Source organism: Synechococcus sp. W4D4 (assembly GCF_047716805.1).
Taxonomy (GTDB): Bacteria; Cyanobacteriota; Cyanobacteriia; order PCC-6307; family Cyanobiaceae; genus Vulcanococcus.
In genome coordinates this window covers 319,320-335,436 of record NZ_CP180404.1, presented here as the reverse complement: position 1 = coordinate 335,436, position 16,117 = coordinate 319,320, and the positions used below count along the sequence as shown (strand labels likewise).

General features: G+C 61.3%; 23 protein-coding genes. 15 read left to right on the top strand and 8 right to left on the bottom strand.

Annotation, left to right across the window (positions count from 1 at the left end; genetic code table 11):
• Window positions 1–6 precede the first annotated feature (6 nt).
• The gene (locus ACLM42_RS01860) at window positions 7–774 is read right to left on the bottom strand and encodes a PspA/IM30 family protein (protein ID WP_247911600.1); all 768 of its coding nucleotides are present in this window, start codon (window positions 772–774) and stop codon (window positions 7–9) included.
• A 76-nt stretch (window positions 775–850) separates the two neighbouring features.
• Here ACLM42_RS01860 and ACLM42_RS01855 point away from each other — a divergent pair, with 76 nt between their 5' ends.
• On the top strand, window positions 851–1,420 hold the full coding sequence (locus ACLM42_RS01855) for a DUF721 domain-containing protein (RefSeq protein ID WP_415399555.1): 570 nt from the start codon (window positions 851–853) through the stop codon (window positions 1,418–1,420).
• Here the strand turns inward: ACLM42_RS01855 and ACLM42_RS01850 are convergent.
• Genes ACLM42_RS01850 through ACLM42_RS01840 form a run of 3 tightly spaced genes read right to left on the bottom strand, consistent with a single transcriptional unit; the run spans window position 1,414 to window position 5,269 of the window.
• On the bottom strand, window positions 1,414–3,222 hold the full coding sequence (locus ACLM42_RS01850; RefSeq protein ID WP_247911604.1) for an ArnT family glycosyltransferase: 1,809 nt from the start codon (window positions 3,220–3,222) through the stop codon (window positions 1,414–1,416). The two genes, ACLM42_RS01855 and ACLM42_RS01850, sit on opposite strands and share 7 nt — an antisense overlap.
• Before the next feature lie 26 nt (window positions 3,223–3,248).
• Window positions 3,249–4,337 carry a glycosyltransferase family 4 protein gene (locus ACLM42_RS01845; protein ID WP_415399554.1) on the bottom strand — a complete coding sequence of 363 codons (1,089 nt, stop codon included), beginning with the start codon at window positions 4,335–4,337 and terminating at the stop codon, window positions 3,249–3,251.
• The gene (locus ACLM42_RS01840) at window positions 4,334–5,269 is read right to left on the bottom strand and encodes a DMT family transporter (RefSeq protein ID WP_247911962.1); all 936 of its coding nucleotides are present in this window, start codon (window positions 5,267–5,269) and stop codon (window positions 4,334–4,336) included. The genes ACLM42_RS01845 and ACLM42_RS01840 overlap by 4 nt, the downstream gene beginning before the upstream one ends.
• A 77-nt stretch (window positions 5,270–5,346) precedes the next feature.
• On the opposite strand from ACLM42_RS01840, the gene sppA reads away from it, so the two are divergent.
• From sppA to ACLM42_RS01785, 11 genes are all read left to right on the top strand, one after another.
• Window positions 5,347–6,159, top strand: a complete 813-nt coding sequence (gene sppA, locus ACLM42_RS01835; protein ID WP_415399553.1) for a signal peptide peptidase SppA — start codon at window positions 5,347–5,349, stop codon at window positions 6,157–6,159.
• Window positions 6,156–6,527 (top strand): chorismate mutase, encoded by a 372-nt coding sequence (gene aroH, locus ACLM42_RS01830; RefSeq protein WP_415399552.1) that lies wholly within the window; start codon window positions 6,156–6,158, stop codon window positions 6,525–6,527. The genes sppA and aroH overlap by 4 nt, the downstream gene beginning before the upstream one ends.
• Window positions 6,528–6,648: 121 nt before the next feature.
• On the top strand, window positions 6,649–7,254 hold the full coding sequence (locus ACLM42_RS01825) for a DUF2808 domain-containing protein (protein WP_247911608.1): 606 nt from the start codon (window positions 6,649–6,651) through the stop codon (window positions 7,252–7,254).
• A 57-nt stretch (window positions 7,255–7,311) separates the two neighbouring features.
• Complete coding sequence (rpmH, locus tag ACLM42_RS01820) at window positions 7,312–7,449, top strand: 50S ribosomal protein L34 (protein WP_071778002.1); 138 nt, start codon at window positions 7,312–7,314, stop codon at window positions 7,447–7,449.
• A gap of 81 nt (window positions 7,450–7,530) precedes the next feature.
• Complete coding sequence (rnpA, locus tag ACLM42_RS01815; protein WP_415399551.1) at window positions 7,531–7,920, top strand: ribonuclease P protein component; 390 nt, start codon at window positions 7,531–7,533, stop codon at window positions 7,918–7,920.
• Window positions 7,917–8,369 (top strand): PH domain-containing protein, encoded by a 453-nt coding sequence (locus ACLM42_RS01810; protein ID WP_247911611.1) that lies wholly within the window; start codon window positions 7,917–7,919, stop codon window positions 8,367–8,369. The genes rnpA and ACLM42_RS01810 overlap by 4 nt, the downstream gene beginning before the upstream one ends.
• A gap of 41 nt (window positions 8,370–8,410) precedes the next feature.
• Window positions 8,411–9,547 carry a membrane protein insertase YidC gene (gene yidC, locus ACLM42_RS01805; protein ID WP_247911612.1) on the top strand — a complete coding sequence of 379 codons (1,137 nt, stop codon included), beginning with the start codon at window positions 8,411–8,413 and terminating at the stop codon, window positions 9,545–9,547.
• Between the two features lie 3 nt (window positions 9,548–9,550).
• Window positions 9,551–10,093 carry a YceD family protein gene (locus ACLM42_RS01800; protein WP_415399550.1) on the top strand — a complete coding sequence of 181 codons (543 nt, stop codon included), beginning with the start codon at window positions 9,551–9,553 and terminating at the stop codon, window positions 10,091–10,093.
• Entirely contained in the window at window positions 10,090–11,577 is a 1,488-nt protein-coding gene (locus tag ACLM42_RS01795; RefSeq protein ID WP_415399549.1) for an AAA family ATPase, read from the top strand. Before ACLM42_RS01800 ends, ACLM42_RS01795 begins: the two co-directional genes overlap by 4 nt.
• 90 nt (window positions 11,578–11,667) lie before the next feature.
• Window positions 11,668–11,829, top strand: coding sequence for a hypothetical protein (locus ACLM42_RS01790; protein WP_247911615.1), 162 nt, complete (start codon window positions 11,668–11,670; stop codon window positions 11,827–11,829).
• A gap of 22 nt (window positions 11,830–11,851) precedes the next feature.
• The gene (locus ACLM42_RS01785; RefSeq protein ID WP_415399548.1) at window positions 11,852–12,076 is read left to right on the top strand and encodes an RNA recognition motif-containing protein; all 225 of its coding nucleotides are present in this window, start codon (window positions 11,852–11,854) and stop codon (window positions 12,074–12,076) included.
• Here ACLM42_RS01785 and ACLM42_RS01780 read toward each other — a convergent pair.
• Window positions 12,073–12,234, bottom strand: a complete 162-nt coding sequence (locus ACLM42_RS01780) for a hypothetical protein (RefSeq protein ID WP_415399547.1) — start codon at window positions 12,232–12,234, stop codon at window positions 12,073–12,075. The genes ACLM42_RS01785 and ACLM42_RS01780 overlap by 4 nt on opposite strands.
• Window positions 12,235–12,691: 457 nt before the next feature.
• Here ACLM42_RS01780 and ACLM42_RS01775 point away from each other — a divergent pair, with 457 nt between their 5' ends.
• The gene (locus tag ACLM42_RS01775) at window positions 12,692–12,922 is read left to right on the top strand and encodes a hypothetical protein (protein WP_247911618.1); all 231 of its coding nucleotides are present in this window, start codon (window positions 12,692–12,694) and stop codon (window positions 12,920–12,922) included.
• Here the strand turns inward: ACLM42_RS01775 and ACLM42_RS01770 are convergent.
• Window positions 12,919–13,092, bottom strand: a complete 174-nt coding sequence (locus ACLM42_RS01770; protein WP_415399546.1) for a hypothetical protein — start codon at window positions 13,090–13,092, stop codon at window positions 12,919–12,921. The genes ACLM42_RS01775 and ACLM42_RS01770 overlap by 4 nt on opposite strands.
• A 97-nt stretch (window positions 13,093–13,189) precedes the next feature.
• Here ACLM42_RS01770 and ACLM42_RS01765 point away from each other — a divergent pair, with 97 nt between their 5' ends.
• Together ACLM42_RS01765 and ACLM42_RS01760 are read left to right on the top strand one after the other, a co-directional pair.
• Window positions 13,190–13,423 (top strand): hypothetical protein, encoded by a 234-nt coding sequence (locus ACLM42_RS01765; protein ID WP_415399545.1) that lies wholly within the window; start codon window positions 13,190–13,192, stop codon window positions 13,421–13,423.
• Window positions 13,414–13,599 (top strand): hypothetical protein, encoded by a 186-nt coding sequence (locus tag ACLM42_RS01760; RefSeq protein ID WP_247911621.1) that lies wholly within the window; start codon window positions 13,414–13,416, stop codon window positions 13,597–13,599. Before ACLM42_RS01765 ends, ACLM42_RS01760 begins: the two co-directional genes overlap by 10 nt.
• Before the next feature lie 409 nt (window positions 13,600–14,008).
• Here the strand turns inward: ACLM42_RS01760 and ACLM42_RS01755 are convergent, their stop codons facing one another.
• Together ACLM42_RS01755 and ACLM42_RS01750 are read right to left on the bottom strand one after the other, a co-directional pair.
• Window positions 14,009–14,152: a hypothetical protein gene (locus ACLM42_RS01755; protein WP_415399544.1), complete on the bottom strand. Its 144-nt coding sequence runs from the start codon at window positions 14,150–14,152 to the stop codon at window positions 14,009–14,011.
• 409 nt (window positions 14,153–14,561) lie between these two features.
• The gene (locus ACLM42_RS01750; RefSeq protein ID WP_415399543.1) at window positions 14,562–15,089 is read right to left on the bottom strand and encodes a hypothetical protein; all 528 of its coding nucleotides are present in this window, start codon (window positions 15,087–15,089) and stop codon (window positions 14,562–14,564) included.
• Between the last annotated feature and the right edge of the window lie 1,028 nt (window positions 15,090–16,117).

The window sequence follows — 16,117 nt, the reverse complement described above, 5'->3', positions numbered from 1 at the left end:
GAGGGCTTAGAGGTTGTCGATCGAACGCCTGAGCTCTTCAAGCTCCGTATCAACCTCACTCACCTTGACCGGCTGAACCCCTTCAGTGCCGGCGGGCAAGGACGGGGCCGCGGAGGAACCCGAAAGCTTGCCTTTGAGGGCCTCAAGCTCGGAATCCACTTCGGGGGCTCCTTCCAGGGCAGCGAACTGACTTTCAAGATCCGCTCCGGCCAGTTCAGCGGCTGCCTGACTACGGGCCTCCAGGGCTTGCACCTTCTCCTCCATTTGCTCAAAGGCCGCCATGGCGGAATTGGTGCCGAGATTGCCGACGGCGCTCTGCAGTTGTTCCTGGGCTTGGGCCGCTTGGGCCCGTGCCTTGAGCATGTCTTTCTTGGTCTTGGCTTCGGCGATCTTGCTCTCGAGCTGCACCAGGCTCTTCTTGAGCTGATCCACCTGGCCGCATTGGCTCTGCAACTGCCCTTGCAGGGCCGTGGCGGTGTCCTGGCAAGTCTTGCGTCGCCCTAAGGCTTCACGCGCGAGATCCTCTTCCCCCTTCTTCAGGGCCAACTCAGCACGCTCGTACCAGGTCTTGGCCTGGGCATCGGCCTGATCCGCCTGGTTTTGGATTCGCTTTTGACTGGCAATGGCCGTGGCGACGGCCTGGCGAAGTTTGACCAGATCGGCCTGCATATCCGCGACCGACTGTTCGAGGATTTTTGCGGGATCTTCAGCCGCACTCAGGGCTGCGTTGGCATTGGCACGAACCAGCCGGCCGAGGCGATCAAAAAAGCCCATGAAGCAAGCAGAGCTGAGGCCGAGACTAACCAGTGTGAGCCGCCCTGCACAGCGCCAATTCCACTAGGTTCGATCCATGGGCATCGCCCCCCGCAACCAGACGCGCCGCCAGGGGGATGTGAACCTCTTGGTGCCGCCGCCGAGGCCACCGATTCAAGGCCTGAGGGAATCCCTCAGCAGCCTGCAGCGGGAGTGGAAAGACGAGGGGAGCCTGGCGGGCCTCTGGCAGGCCTGGCCGCGAATCGCCGGCCCCCAACTCGCTCCCCACTGCCGGCCACTGCGGTTGCACGGCGGACGGCTCGTGGTGGGAGCCAATCACCCCCAATGGCTCCAGGCCCTGCGGTTTAACAAGCACCAGCTACTCGGCGCCCTGCGCGGAGCAGGCTTTGCTGTGAAAGATCTGCAGTTTCAGCAGCACCAAAGCACCCCCTTGCCCCCAGCCGGCAGCGGTCTGGAAGAGGAGGTCTGGGCTGAGCATCCCAGCCGAGTCGATGTCTTTGGCATGGGCTCCTGTCCCAAGTGCAACCGGCCCTCACCCTGCGGGGAGCTGCAGCGTTGGGGACACTGCAGCTTCTGCCAACGGGACACCATGGATAACGGTGTCGCCATGGGGACTTCGAGCCAGGAGACAGAGGCTGATCAGTAGCGCTCAGGGCGCGGATCCTGCCAATCCGTAGCAAGGCCAGCCTGTGCCCCCAGATCTTGGGACCACTGGGCCAGGGCTAAGCGGGGAACCCGCCAAAGCTGATAGAGACCGATCGCTCCGAGACGCTGGTGCTGAACCCCGCGCCAGTGGGGCAGCGTTGCGGTCTGGCCATCGATCACCACCAGAACGCTGGATCCAGGGGACGCCGGCGTCGGTCGTTGACCGCGCCGCTCCTCACGGGCCAAGCGGTCGTTCAGGTTCAGCGGACCATTGGGCTGAATCCCCTCGTACACCACGACTTGCTGGGTGTAGTAGTGCAGGGAGGGCTTCAGGATGCCCACCATCGCCAGGGGTTCCTGCGGCCGCTGCTGCTCGAGCACAAGGGCCGCCATCCGGCGCACGGGGAGCTGACGCAGGCGATCTCCCAACTCGACCATGGGCACCAGGGCCGTCAAGACAAATGCCCCCATCCCCAGCTGCTGAACCAACAGCCAGCCCCTGCGGGAACTGGAGGGCCCCCACCAGAGCAGCAGTGCCGCCACCCCGCCCAGTCCGAAGCAGAGCGCAGCCCGCTGAATGGCACCACTCGCCAAGAGCGCCGAGGACAAGGTCGGCATCTCCGGTTCATTGATCAGGGGAACCCAGAGGTTCCCGGCGGCCAAACCGACCGTCAGCAGACCCACCAGGGCCAGGGTGGCAGCCCTCAGAGCAGCGGAGCGCCATCCCGCCCGCAGGTTTTGCGCCGCCAAGGCGATCAAGAGGCCAGCGGCCGGCGTCGCGGGGATCCAGTAGCTGGGGAGCTTTGTGGCCGCTGCGGTGAAAAAGACAAAGACAGCCAGCAGCCAGCAGGCTGCAAAGCGTTGGAGTGACTGTTCGGGAGCAACGGGCCTGGGACGCAGGGCTCCGGCTAAGCCTGCCAACAGCAACGGGGTGAAGGGCAGCGAGGCCACCACCAACACCGGAAAGAAAAACCACCAGGGCTGCAGGTGGTTGTTGACCACGCCGGTGAAGCGCTGAAGGTTGTGGTAGCCAAAAAAGCTGTCCCAGTAGGGCTGCCCTTCCACCAAGAGCTCCAGGGCGTACCAAGGCAAGGCCACTGCCCCGGTCAGGGCCAATCCACGCCAGGGTCTCCAGAGGACCCAAAGGCCGGGTAGATCCCGCTGCAGCAGGGCAAAAAGGAGCGCCGTCAGGCCGGCCAGGACCACCGCCACGGGACCCTTGGCAAGCATGGCCAGACCCAGCACCAGCCATGGGAGCCACCAACGGCAAAGCCCGGCATAGCGCCACCAGAACAGCAGCAACGCCGCCGACAACAAGCCACTGAAGAGGGCATCACTCACGGAGATGCGGCTCCAGAGCAGCACCAGCGGCGAAAGTCCAAACGCCAAGGCCGCCGCCATCGCGGTGATGGCCTGTTGCTGGGCATCAGGCCAGTGGCCCTGCGGGGAGGGCTGGGGGCGGCGCAGCAGGGTCAGCGCCAGCAGCAGCATCAGACCGATGGAGCTGAGGGCCGACGGCAGGCGGGACGCCCAGGTCCCCAGCGGATTCCACAGTTCCTGACCCGGCAGGGCGTAACCCAACCCCATCAGCCAATAGACCAAGGGCGGCTTGTCGTAGCGGGGTAAACCATTCACCCGTGGGGTCAGCCAATCCCCTGTCTCCGCCATGGCCTTAGCGGAAGCGGCAAACAGTGGCGGCGTCTCATCCACCAAACCGGTCGTGCCGAGCCGCCAGACGAACAGCAACAGGCCGAAGACCGCAACCAGCAAGAGCACCAACCAGGGCTTGCCGTTCCGAGGCACCACAGCGGATCGCGACAGGCCTGACCCTATCGCCCTTTCTTGATCAAGCCGTCTACGAGCCACTGCTCGAGCCGTTCCGCCAGAACAGCCTTGGAGGCCTGCCGCTCCACCCATTGCCGGCACTGACGGCGATCAATCTGATCGACCTGCTCCAGCGCTTCGGCCAAGGCGGACGGCTGGTCGGGCTCCACCAACCAGCCGTTCACTCCGGGCTGAACCAACTCCCCTGGACCGCCCCGGCGGTAGGCCACAACGGGCACACCACAGGCCATGGCCTCGACGACGACGTTGCCGTAGGCCTCATTCCACTTCGGGGTGTTGAGCAGAGCGCGGCAGCGGCCTAGCTGCGCCTGGAGGGAAGCGGTGGGCAAAAAGCCACGCCAATCCAAGGTTCCGGGCGGAACGGAGGCCTGGACCCGCTCGGCATAACCGGGATCCTCCACCAGGCCCCAAACCGCCAGGCGTTGGCCCACTTCAGCCGCCGCCGCGGCCGCGTCCTCCAACCCCTTTTCAGGGGCCACCCGGCCCACCCAACCCAGGAGGGGCTCGGGCTCCAGGCAAAGGGTGTAGTCCGCGAGATCAAAACCATTGCCCACCACCACTGGGGGCTGCGGCAGGTCGAAATCGGCCGCCTGGGTGGCGGTGTGGAAGGCCAGCCGCCGTTGATCCCATCGGGCCAGCTCGGCAATGGCCCCATCCATGACCTGGTTCACCGAGCCCATGCTGACCAGGTGAAAAATCGGCACCTCAACCAGAGGAGTCAGCCAAAACGGCAGCCAGTCGTAGCCGAGGTTCAGCACCACATCGATGGGCTCCTGCAGCGCCCTCTGCCAGAGCCGTGGCAGGAGTCCCTGGGCTGGGATCCACACATCAGAAGCGCGTGGAGCGTGCTGGCAGCTCTCTTGGGGCGCACCGCTTTCAGCCAACAGAGCGGCTCCTGCGCAACTGGAGGGCAGGCGAGAGCCCGCGGCCGCGGCCACCGTCAGGCGATGGCCGCGATCGAGCAGCCCACTCACCAGGCTCACCAGGGTGAGCTCCACACCCCCAGACTTCCCGCTCCCCAGGGGACCCAGCGCAGGAGCGACCACCAGGATCGAAAGCGACCGCGTGCTCATGGAATGAGTTCCTGCTCGATCGGATCGGGCTGCCAGAGCTGGGTGCGTCGATTAATCAGAACCACACTCAACAACGCCAGGGCCGCGCCGAGCCACTGCAGGGGGCTCAGCTGCTCCTGGAGCAGGGCCACTCCACAGAGAAGCGCAAAGACGGGGGTCAAAAACGTGAGGGCCGTGAAGCTGGTCAGCTCTTCATGGTTCGCAAACCAGAAGAACAGTCCGTAGGCCAGGGCGCTGCCAAACAAGGCCGCATAGGCCATCAGCAGCCAGCCCATCGCTGACCACTGCGGCCACGGGCCCAGGGCCACGGGATTCCAGAGCGGCTCAAGGGCCGCGCCCGCCAGCAGTGGCAAAGCCCCTAGCGCCAGATGCCAGCCGGTCACTGCCACCGGATCACTGTGGCGGCAGGCATAGCGGCTCAAGACCGTCCCTAAGGCCATGGCCAACGCCGCGGCCAACATCCAGAGCTCACCGTGGCTCCATGCTTTCTCGCCAAACACCTCCGGTCCCATCAACCACCACTGCCGAAGCAAGGACTCCGGCAGTCCCAGACAAAGGATGCCGAGCAAGCCCACGAGCAGGCCCACCCAACCCACAGGGTTGATCGCCTCACCAAACAGGCTCCGGGCCAACAGGGCCACCAGCAGCGGCTGGGAGTCAATCAACACCGAACCCAGGCCAGCACCGGTTCCGCCAAGGCCCCGGGCGAGCAAGCCCTGAAAGGCCGTGGCATCCACCACAACGAACAGCGCAAACCAAAGCCAATCGCGGCGATCAACCGTCAGGGATCGCCCCAAGACTTGGGCTGCCACCAAGACCACCAGACCTGCAGGAAGAAGCCGCATCCAGGCCAAGGTCAGGGGACTAGCCCCATCCAGCAGGGGCCGCATCGCCGCCATCGCGGTCCCCCAGAGCGCAAAGGGGAGCACCATTGCCAGCCAGCGCAGGTTCACCGGCTCCAACCGCCCACAGGCTCCTTTTTAAGATCCAGCGATTGCAGATCGACTCGATGCCCTGGCCCTGGCGACGCAAGTCACGCCGCAAACTCGCGCGCATTGCCATTGAAGGGCCCATCGCCTCCGGCACCCGCAAGCGAGTCCTCAAGGCCCTACGGGAAGTCGAGAAACGGGAATTCCCCGCCCTGCTGCTGCGCATCGACAGCCCCGGTGGGACCGTTGGGGACAGCCAAGAAATCCATGCCGCCCTGCTGCGCCTGCGTGAGAAGCACTGCAAGGTGATCGCCAGCTTTGGCAACATCTCTGCCTCCGGCGGCGTCTACATCGGTGTTGCAGCCGACAAGATCGTGGCCAACCCTGGCTCCATCACCGGTTCCATCGGCGTGATCCTGCGGGGCAACAACCTCTCGCGCCTGCTGGAGCGGATCGGCATCCAGTTCGAGACCGTCAAAAGCGGTCTGTACAAGGACATCCTTTCCCCTGACCGCGCCTTGAGTGCTGGCGAGCGGCAGCTCCTTCAGGAGTTAATCGACTCCAGTTACGGTCAGTTCGTCAGCGCCGTTGCTGAAGGGCGCTGTCTGAGTGAAGAAGAAGTTCGTCGCTTTGCCGATGGACGCGTTTTTAGCGGTGCCCAGGCCAAAGATCTGGGCCTCGTGGATGCTTTGGGCGATGAGGAGCAGGCCCGGCGCCTGGCCTGTGAACTGGCCGAGCTGGATCTTGAAAAGACCAAGCCCATCACCTTTGGACAAGAGAAAAACCGCTTCGCAGGGGTCATCCCTGGCCGCTCTCTCTTCTCCCTGGCCCTGCAGTGGCTCAAGCTGGAACTGAGCAGCAGTGGCCAACCCCTTTGGTTGCATCGTCCATGAGCCCTGAGCAATCGCTCCGTGCCCTCAGGGGCGCCACCACAGTGACGAGCAACAGCCGCGAGGCCATCCAAGAGGCGGTGGAAGAGCTGCTCGATGCTTTGGCAGAGCGGAACAACTTGAAAGGCGAACAAATCCTGTCGCTCACCTTTTCAGCTACGGCCGATCTCGACGCCTGCTTCCCCGCTGCCATCGCCCGGCAGCGGCCCGGCTGGGACGGCGTGGCCCTGCTGGATTGCCAGCAAATGGCTGTCGCTGGGGACCTGGAGCGCTGCATTCGTCTGTTAGCCCATGTCTGGCTGACGCAACCCGCCCGCCACGCCTACTTGCGGGAAGCGGCACGACTCAGACCAGACCTCGCCAATTCCTGACCTCGCCAATACCTAGGCAGTCGCATCTGGTCACAACTGCCAGCTGCTTGGCCGCCCACCGGCCCCGGTCTGAACCCCTTACCCCCTGAGAATGGCCCTAACGGGCAATGTTTGAGGAACCATGATCAATCGCAACCGGGTGTCCTTCAAACGGACTGCTTTCAAACTTGCGGCCCTGGCTGGCTGTGGTGCAGCCCTGACTGGAGCCCAGCTGGGTCTCGCTCCTCAAAAGGCGCTGGCGCAAGGGACCCCGAGCATCATGGAGTTCCGCTGGGATAACACCAAGGACTACCGAAAGCTCTACTACTTCACGACGAATACCGTTCGTCAACAACGCGCTGAATACTATTTTTTGCTGAAGCCGAAGGATCGCAAAACCGCGATCTTGAAGCTGGCGATTTCGGTACCGCAGACCTTCGATACAACGCTTGATCCCCAAAAAATCAAGCTCTGCTACATGAAATCGGGCAGCATGACCAAACGCACCCGGTGCGAAGAGACCATTCCCGCGACGGTTGAAGTCACCGCCGATGGACGCTCGATCGAAATCTTCCCGGACACCCCTGTTCCCGTTGGCAAGACGATCGGGGTCTACATGCAGGTGATCAATCCACGCAGCGCGGGAATGTTCCAGTTCAACGCCTTGGCTCAAGCTCCCGGTGCCGTCCCGATCTCTGGCTACCTGGGCAGCTGGCTGATCCAGGTGGACGCCACCTCGGATTTCTGAGTCACTCCAACTGATAAGTTGACGGATCGACGTTGAAGGCGCAGCCGAGCCGGAGCCATGACCAAGCGCACCCTTGAAGGAACCAGCCGTAAGCGCAAACGGGTGTCCGGTTTCCGTGTTCGTATGCGGAGCCATACCGGCCGTCGCGTGATCCGCTCCCGCCGCAAGCGCGGTCGGGCCCGTCTGTCGGTCTGATCCCGGCCATTTCCAAAGACGCTTCGGCCCTAGCACCGAAGTCCCACCGCCCCCTCAGCCAACCCCGCGTAGCCCCAAGCCATGGCGCTTTCTCGGGAACACAGGCTGAGGGGGCGTTTTGTCTTTGATCGGATCTACCAAAAGGGGCGGCGAATCCATGGGCAATGGATGGTCCTGCGGACGATGAGGGCCGAACCCCAGCTCCTGAAAGTCGATCCAAGGGACCAAAGCCCCCTGAGCTGCCGCCTGGGTGTTGTCGTCAGTAGCAAGGTCAGCAAGCGCTCCGTTCAACGCAACCGCCTGCGCCGGCTCCTGCACGGCCATCTCAGCCGGCAACTTCCTGAAATCCCCACTCATGGAGAGGGACTTTGGCTGCTGATCTCCCTGAAACCCGGAAGCGCGGACGCGGAAGAGCGACTCCTCCTGGGAGAATGTTGTGAACTCATTGCCAAGGCAGGACTGAGACCATGAGCGCTGCCTCCCAACCCGCTCCCGTGGCCCCGGGGGCCAGCATCAACGAAGAGGTCTTCTATGAGGGCGGGCCTGCGAAAGGAGATCTGATCAGCAACATGCTCTTCGGACTCACCCTGATCGGCCTGCCCTTTGCCGTGGGTGCTGTGGTCCGGGCCCTCTGGCTGCGCTTCCGCATCACGAGCCGACGGGTTGAGGTCACCGGCGGCTGGCTCGGCCGCGACCGCACCCAGGTGGTCTACAGCCAAATTCGTGAGGTCCGCTCGGTCTCCCGGGGCTTCGGCTTCTGGGGTGACATGGTCCTGGTGCTCAGCGATGGGATGAAGCTCGAGATGCGCGCTGTGCCCCGCTACCGCGATGCCCAAGCGTTCATCGAGGCACGGCTGAAATCCGGTCCCGCCGCCAAGAGCGCTGGCACCGCCGGTTTCGGTAGCGACGCCGCTGCCTGAGACACTGAACCACTCCACCAACCCCCCCCGTTAGCGACGCCGTGATCGGATACATCTCCGACAACCTGCTGCTGCCAATCCTGGATTTCTTCTATGGATTGGTACCGAGCTATGGGCTCGCGATCATTGCCCTAACGGTGGTGATTCGCCTGGCTCTCTTCCCCCTCAGCGCCGGCTCGATTCGCAATGCCCGCCGCATGCGAATCGCCCAGCCGGTGATGCAAAAGCGTCAGGCCGAGATCAAAGCCAAGTACGCCAACAACCCCCAAAAGCAACAGGAGGAGCTGGGCTCCCTGATGAAGGAGTTCGGCAGCCCCCTCTCCGGCTGCCTGCCCTTGTTGGTGCAGATGCCAATCCTGTTTGCACTCTTCGCGACTTTGCGGGGATCACCGTTCGCCGATGTCCCCTACACCTTGAATCTGAAGGTGTTGCCGGCCGATCAGATCGCCGCTGTTGAGCCCAAACCCTTCAACAGTGCCAGTCATTCCATTTTCGTGACCACGACCGATCACGTCCCCGTGATCGCCAGCCTGGAAAAGGGAACCAAGCTTGGAGTGGGTGACACCGAGACCGTCAGCCTGCACACCAAGGACGGCTCCAGCTTCTCGTCGGTGTTGAGCGGTGTCGAGAACGGTTCCTCGTTTGCCCCCACCTGGTCCGTCACCAAGGGTGAAGGGGTGGTCAGCGTGGATCAGAACGGCGCCATCCATGCCATCGCCGCTGGGGACGCCACCGTCGAGGCCAAGATCCCTGGCCTGGCAGCCCGCAGCGGCTTCCTGTTCATCAAGGCTCTTGGCCAAGTCGGCTTCTACACCGATGGCGCCATCAACTGGGATATCGCGATCCTGGTGGGCGGCTTTGGCATCACCCTCTTCCTGAGCCAGATCCTTTCGGGGATGGGCATGCCCGCTAACCCCCAACAGGCCACGGCCAACAAGATCACCCCCGTGATGATCACCGGGATGTTCCTGTTCTTCCCCTTGCCTGCTGGGGTGCTGCTTTACATGGTGATTGCCAACGTCTTCCAGGCAGTCCAGACCTTCCTGCTCACTCGTGAGGCACTGCCCGACAACCTGCAGACGATCCTCGATCAGCAAAGGGCTGCCGAAGCGAAAACCGTGACGGCGACGGTCACTGGCAGCAGTCGCATGCCGTTTGAACCCAAGGGCAAGAAATAGGGCATGGGCGACGGCCTCCAGACCGGTGATCCGCTCATTCCAGTCCCGCTCCAGGAGCTCTCCCTTCTGGAGCAGGGCAAGCAGTGGAGGATCAATCAACGGCTCAGTGAGCTGGAAAGCCTGACTCCCGTCCGCGGACAACTACGCGCAGTCCATCGCGGCAATATTCTCGAGTTGGACGGCGAGGCCAGCACCATCGTCACCCTCTGCTGTGACCGCTGCCTCCAGCAGTTCAATCACCCCCTGCTCTTTGAAACCCACGAGGTGCTCTGGCTTGGAGAGCAGGCTAGGGAGCAGGGGATGGATCTCGAAAGCGTGCTCGAGGCGGGCGGTGCTGTGATTGAGCTGGACCCCGATGAGCTCACCGAAAGCATGGATCCCCGAGCGGATTTCGATCCCGAGCACTGGGTCTTTGAACAACTGAATCTCCAGCTGCCGGTCGTGAATCGCTGCGGATCGGACTGTCCTGGACCCAACCTGAACGCAGCAGTCGCAGACGAACCGATCGATCCCCGCTGGGCTGCCCTGAAGAAACTGAACCCATGAGTCAGGCCTGGGCGGACCACCTTGATCTGTTGATCCGGGCACGGACGCCCATCCTCTGGATCCGCAGCCAAGAGGAAGAACGGATCGCCAACCTGCTCAGCGACGCGGCCAAACGCCTCGATCAGCGATCCCTGGCCCGCTGGGATTTCATTAGTGGGCTCAAGGGATGGGCCGGCCGCGATGGAGAGGCTGCTCGCAATCCGTTGGGTGCCCTAGAAAGCCTCAGCGCTCTACCAGCCGAGCAGCCAGCCCTGCTGGTGCTCCATGACTTCCATCGCTACGCCGACGACAGCAGCATCTGCCGCAAGCTCCGCAACCTGGCATCGAGCCTGCGCCAACGGCCGCAAACCCTGGTGATCACAGCGGCTGAATGGCAGCTTCCTCGGGAATTGGAGGAGTGCATCACCCTGCTGGATCTCCCCCTGCCCAACCAACAGGAGATCCAGACGTTGCTGGGGAATATCGCCCAGGCAAGCGGACAGCCCATCGGCGCCGATCTGCTGGAACTGCTGACCCACAGCTGCAGCGGACTCAGTGAACAGCGAATCCGCCAGGTCGCCGCCCGGGGACTAGCCAGCCGGGGCCAGCTGGGAGGGGCGGACCTCGATGAGGTACTCGAAGAAAAACGCCAGGCGATCGCCCGCAGCGAACTGCTGGAGTACTGCCCAACCGAGGCCACTCCCGCCGACATCGGTGGACTGGATGCCCTGAAGCGCTGGCTCGAGCAGCGCCACATGGCCTTTAGCGATGAGGCGCGCCGCTACGGCCTGCCGCTCCCACGGGGCGTGCTGCTGGTGGGGCCCCAGGGCACCGGGAAATCACTGACGGCCAAGGCCATCGCCCACAGCTGGAGCATGCCGCTACTGCGCCTGGATGTTGGACGGCTGTTTGCCGGCCTGGTCGGCGCATCCGAAGCCCGGACCCGGGACATGATTCAACGGGCCGAAGCGATGGCACCTTGCGTGCTCTGGATTGATGAGATCGACAAGGGCTTTGGCAGTGCCGATGGCCGCAGCGATGGGGGCACGAGCCAACGGGTGCTGGCGAGTTTGCTGACCTGGATGGCGGAGAAGAGCACCGCTGTTTTTGTCGTGGCCACCGCGAATGGTGTGGACAAACTTCCTGCGGAACTGCTTCGCAAAGGCCGCTTTGATGAGATCTTCCTGCTCGATCTACCTGACGCCCAGGAACGCCGCACCATCCTTGATTTGCAACTCAGGCGCAGGCGCCCAGAGCATCGAATCCCCCTGGATGTCGTCGTGGATCGCACCCAGGGATTCTCCGGAGCGGAGCTCGAGCAGGTGGTGATCGAAGCGATGCACCAGGCCTTCAGCGAATCCCGTGAATTCGGCGAGGCCGACCTCAGCAGCGCAGCCGCACAACTGGTGCCCTTGTCTCGCACCGCCCGCGAACAACTGGAGCAACTGCAACAGTGGGCCAGCAGCGGCCGAGCCCGACCCGCCTCGACACATTGCAGCGGGTAAAGAAGACCAACTCCAGGTAAAGAAGTCCGCTGGCCGATCTCCCCGAATTGAAAGACCAGCCCAAGCTGCTTGGAACGCATCCAAGCCGCCATGGATCAACGCCCTTCCCTCACAACGCAACTGCTGGTTGCTGGCCTTGGCGCTGGTGTGATTACGACCTATGCAGTCGCCCAAGGACAAAACCCCTTGACCGCCCTGAGCATTACGGTGTTCTCAGCCTTGGCTGCCGTCATGGTCGGCCAGGTCCTGTAGACACGAGCCCGAGTTGACTGCCATGCCCGCAGACACACTCTCGACCAGTCAGCGGGAGAGTTTGATTGACGCCCTGCGTTCCTGCCGAAGCACTGAGGAACGCCTGGCGTTTTCCAAGGACTATGCCCAGACCGGACGCGAACCCCTCTGGGAATTGATCTGCGACCTGTTGATCAGCCGCTCGATCTCACGGGCCATAGCGGCCCATTGGCTCAAGGACCTGATCGAAGAAGGGAAAGCCTCTTAGCGGGACATCCGCTCGGCGTCCGCCTTGATCGACGCTTCAAGCTGACGCCGTTTGTCTTCAATCAGATGGGCGCTGCTGACGAAGGCACAGGCCGTGTGGCCATCTTTGGTAAGGCAAACCTTGTAACCGAGGCCATCGGTTGTGGGTTCAAAGTCCATCAGACGCGTGCCGATGCGCCATTAGAGCTCGCAGGTTCAAAACCAACAAGGGATTGTCACCAGTAGTGTTCAAACCCACAACGCAAAGGGCAGGCATGGACGGACGGCTTGTGGTGATTGGCTTATTGCTGGTGTTTGCAGGGTTATACGTCTCGGTTTACTTCGTCACCCAGGGCATCACGCCTCCAAGTTGAAGCCAAATGCTCCGACCCAGCACTCGGTCCTGGCGCAATTTCGCCATCAAGATTGCCCTGTTTTGGTTCGCCAAGCTGTGGATCTGCCAAATCGATGTCACTAGACCCATCTGCCACATCGTGGAACGCGGATTCCTGCCCTGCCTGATGAGCTTCGCCGTGATGGATTTCTTGCTCCTGCCCTGGCTGCGAGGCAGGCGCTAGCAAGCACTCAGGCCAACCGTTAAAACACCAGAGCGCCAGAAGCCCAGGCCAGCCGCTGCATGTTCAAGATCTACCGGAAGGTCTCTGAGTTCCTGGCTCGCTTTCTGACGGTGGGGCACCCCCTGCGGATCCCAGCGCTGCTTGTCTCGCTGTTGTTTTTCTGCCTGGCTGCCACCTGGACCTTCTGGGCCACCTGGGCCCTGATCAGCGGCGTGCTGGGCCTCTCGAATGTGATCGGCATCAGTGCTGGAGTGGGGATGAATATCGCTGTTCTCAAGCTGCCCGCTTAGACGCGGCTAAAGCGGAGATAGGCCAAATAACAGATCAGGGTCAAGGCCAAGACCTGGGCCAGTGAAGGCACCAGGAAACAGCCGACGAGAACGCCAAGCGTGAGCAAGACGATGGTGGAGGGTTGCTCGAGGTTGAGGTGCTTCTGGGGCCGTCCACGAAACGGATTCATCGGGAGATCGCGGCTCCCCCCCTTATCCGGCACAAGTCAAAGAACGACCAGGGGAAGAGATCCTGATGAAACATTCGACCTTGACATCGCTCAGGCCTTGGCTTGGATCGTCCCTAACAGGGGCGGTGCGATGGGCGGTTATTGGTATCAATTCAACAATGGTGACCTTCTGCACTCGGGGATCCATCCCTCCGAGGTGGACTGCCAGCCCGCGGCCGCAAAACAAGGTCAGGTCGTCTATCAGGTGTTCAGTAGCCGCGAACGCTTCCGGCTACTCCGCCTCCATCGCGGCAGGATCAACCAGGGAATGAACCTCGATCAATGCGCGTGATTCGCCCGATGACAGCCACGGGGAGAGCCGTGCGCTTTATCGCCTTGATCATTGTCATCGGCCTCCTGGCCTGGATCACGCGGCATCAACCCCGCACCGCTCCAACCAGCGGCGGCGGGCTTCCTGCATCCGGGATGGGATCACCAAGGCCAGGAATGCGCAGCCTGGGGTACTGAGGGGATAACCAGATGTTTCGCGATCTCTGCCCAGCCCTCACCAACAAGACCTACTTCAACTAGAGACACAAGCTCCAAGAAGCCAGTATTTGCAATGGTTTTAAGGGTGAGAGTGGAGCGGCTCTACCAACGCTTCTACCAACGCCAGAAACACAAGCAACGACAAAAAGGAGGCCCATGGGGGCTTCTGGAGTCCTTGTGGGTACGAGAAGGGGCTTCTGAAATTTATGGTGCGATTAGCGGTCCTTAGTTGCTTGACACCCTCTTGCACTCCTGAGCCGCCCGCTCAGCTGCCCTCCCTAAGAAGCACCAGCCAGGGCCAGACCACAGGTAGGCAAGGAGAGGTTGATGGAACCACTCACCGACGGCATCCTCATTGCGCTGTTCCTTTGGGCAACGGTTGCGGTGATCAAAAAGGGTCCTGGAAGAAGCCAGAACCGTCTTGCCACGTGTACATCCGGCAGGGCGACGACAAACCCGTGGCGGACTGGGTGGCTGAGCTACGGAAGCGCGGAGCGGGATGACGCCCGCGGACTTCGCTGCCCAGTTTCATCCACACCCAAGCTTCAGGAGGTGGCAAACCAGGCTCGACAACGACCGCCCTTCGTAGTCAGCGCGTTCTTGTAGGCGCTGGTGGAGTTGCTAGCTCAGGGTGGCGGTTGCCCGCTGTGGTTTCCGCAAGAGCAAATCCGCTCCATGCGACAGCCTTGGCGGCGCTGAGGCCAGCGGCCAACCAACAAAAAAGCCCCGCTATTTGCAGGGCTCAGTGTCTAGCAGGAATACAGCAGCCTCGGAGTGAGTGTTGAGTTAGCCAAGCTGTGGGCGCCAACGGTCACAACGCCAAGGATTTTCTGGTCAAACCACCATCTGAATCATGAACAGCAACAGAACCGAATCTGACGCTACACAACTGCTCTATAAGGGGCACCCATGCCAATTTTGTTTCGTACAGGCAGGGTCCCTTAGGGTTGTGCCTGGGCCTCAAAACACAGCGCAGCATAGTTGGTTAGCCAATGATCAAAAGTGCCGTCGTTGCCATTGGCGCCGCCGCAACCGCTGATTCTGTTTCCATTAATAGTGAAGGGAATGGTGAAGAACTGAGATTTGACCAGCATCATTTTGCCGTCAAATGAAAGCGTACCGACTGCAGCTAAGCTGTGCCTAGAATTCCCGAACTCGATCTCCAGATGACGCCCTTCCTGACGCGTGATTAAAAGCTTAAATCCGGAATCCGTAAAGTGATCAAAACCTTTGCTGGCTTTGTCTGCTCCCACATGAAAAGGATGCCTTGAATGAAGCTTGGCTGGCGTCCCAAAAGTTGTAGCTGTTTGAAGTCCTGTCCATACTTTTGGAAGCTGAACAACTTGGTCTCTGGATTGAGAAAAACTCGGATTCGAACTCAGAGCAAGAAGGGTTGCGATAAATCCTAAACCAATTACTTTTTTCATTGAAGACACAAAAGATCCTCGGAAATGAAGTCCAATGCTCATCTACGCTTAGCCACCTCAGACAATTAAGTCCATGCCTGCAGCAAAGGCTCAATATTTCGACATACTTCGAATTCTGCGATTGATTTTTGCCGGGTTGCGTCTTTCGTTATTTGAGCTACTGGCCTTGGTGAGCTTGAGGTGGTCTGTTTTTTCTGGACAGGTCCCATCGTTAACCTCTGAGGCGGGGTACAGCCCCTGACCGGGGCTCCCACCAATGAGCAAGCGCCACGGGTCAGGCTTTTGCTGGACGAACTGCTGATGTCATTTCAGCAGTGCGAGAGGGACCTTGGGACCTACGCACACAGTCCGTTTGACCCTTGAGGAGGTTTTGCGTTGCTTGCGATCTGAAGTGCCCTGGTCACCGAGGAGAACCAGGTACTGCTGGTGGCGTGGATGCGTGAGGGGCGAGATTTCACCCAGACTTCACCCTAAGCCTCCACGTCTCACCTAAAGCCCTTGCAATGGCTTGTGTTTGAGCCTCGACCGACCGCTTTCTAAGCAGCCGGTCGTTGGTTCGAATCCAACAGGGGGCGTCTAGTCATGGCAAGGCTTCTTGAGGGAAGCAGAGCCCCGGAAACACCTAAACATCAATCAGTATGCGCCAGATTGTGCGCCAAAAGAAGACAACTCCAGCAGCAGCCTGCCTTTCGAGCCTTTGCCGGTCTTAGTTCCCTGCCAGGGCTAAACCAGAGACAGGGAAGGAGAGGTTGATGGAACCACTCACTGACGGCATCCTCATTGCGCTGTTCCTTTGCGCAACGGTTGCGGTGATCAAAAAGGGTCCTGGAAGAAGCCAGAACCGTCTTGCCACGTGTACATCCGGCAGGGCGACGACAAACCCGTGGCCGACTGCTGAGAAACACTCCCTACTACTAAGCAGTTGGTTGGGAGCTGTTGGCGCTACTCGTCTTCTTCGTCCCAACGTGAGCGTCGGTGAGCAGCGCACAGCTCACACCTGCAAGGCAACACAAAGTCGCCACCTATCCAGCAGTTGTAGGGGGTTTTTGGCCACAAAAGGGCTAAATCCT

Coding starts and splice junctions, on each gene's coding strand:
- ACLM42_RS01860 (WP_247911600.1), bottom strand. CDS start 774: ATGGGCTTTTTTGATCGCCTCGGCCGGCTGGTTCGTGCCAATGCCAAC.
- ACLM42_RS01855 (WP_415399555.1), top strand. CDS start 851: ATGGGCATCGCCCCCCGCAACCAGACGCGCCGCCAGGGGGATGTGAAC.
- ACLM42_RS01845 (WP_415399554.1), bottom strand. CDS start 4,337: ATGAGCACGCGGTCGCTTTCGATCCTGGTGGTCGCTCCTGCGCTGGGT.
- ACLM42_RS01840 (WP_247911962.1), bottom strand. CDS start 5,269: ATGGTGCTCCCCTTTGCGCTCTGGGGGACCGCGATGGCGGCGATGCGG.
- sppA (WP_415399553.1), top strand. CDS start 5,347: ATGCCCTGGCCCTGGCGACGCAAGTCACGCCGCAAACTCGCGCGCATT.
- aroH (WP_415399552.1), top strand. CDS start 6,156: ATGAGCCCTGAGCAATCGCTCCGTGCCCTCAGGGGCGCCACCACAGTG.
- ACLM42_RS01825 (WP_247911608.1), top strand. CDS start 6,649: ATGATCAATCGCAACCGGGTGTCCTTCAAACGGACTGCTTTCAAACTT.
- rpmH (WP_071778002.1), top strand. CDS start 7,312: ATGACCAAGCGCACCCTTGAAGGAACCAGCCGTAAGCGCAAACGGGTG.
- rnpA (WP_415399551.1), top strand. CDS start 7,531: ATGGCGCTTTCTCGGGAACACAGGCTGAGGGGGCGTTTTGTCTTTGAT.
- ACLM42_RS01810 (WP_247911611.1), top strand. CDS start 7,917: ATGAGCGCTGCCTCCCAACCCGCTCCCGTGGCCCCGGGGGCCAGCATC.
- ACLM42_RS01800 (WP_415399550.1), top strand. CDS start 9,551: ATGGGCGACGGCCTCCAGACCGGTGATCCGCTCATTCCAGTCCCGCTC.
- ACLM42_RS01795 (WP_415399549.1), top strand. CDS start 10,090: ATGAGTCAGGCCTGGGCGGACCACCTTGATCTGTTGATCCGGGCACGG.
- ACLM42_RS01790 (WP_247911615.1), top strand. CDS start 11,668: ATGGATCAACGCCCTTCCCTCACAACGCAACTGCTGGTTGCTGGCCTT.
- ACLM42_RS01785 (WP_415399548.1), top strand. CDS start 11,852: ATGCCCGCAGACACACTCTCGACCAGTCAGCGGGAGAGTTTGATTGAC.
- ACLM42_RS01780 (WP_415399547.1), bottom strand. CDS start 12,234: ATGGACTTTGAACCCACAACCGATGGCCTCGGTTACAAGGTTTGCCTT.
- ACLM42_RS01775 (WP_247911618.1), top strand. CDS start 12,692: ATGTTCAAGATCTACCGGAAGGTCTCTGAGTTCCTGGCTCGCTTTCTG.
- ACLM42_RS01770 (WP_415399546.1), bottom strand. CDS start 13,092: ATGAATCCGTTTCGTGGACGGCCCCAGAAGCACCTCAACCTCGAGCAA.
- ACLM42_RS01760 (WP_247911621.1), top strand. CDS start 13,414: ATGCGCGTGATTCGCCCGATGACAGCCACGGGGAGAGCCGTGCGCTTT.
- ACLM42_RS01755 (WP_415399544.1), bottom strand. CDS start 14,152: ATGAAACTGGGCAGCGAAGTCCGCGGGCGTCATCCCGCTCCGCGCTTC.
- ACLM42_RS01750 (WP_415399543.1), bottom strand. CDS start 15,089: ATGAGCATTGGACTTCATTTCCGAGGATCTTTTGTGTCTTCAATGAAA.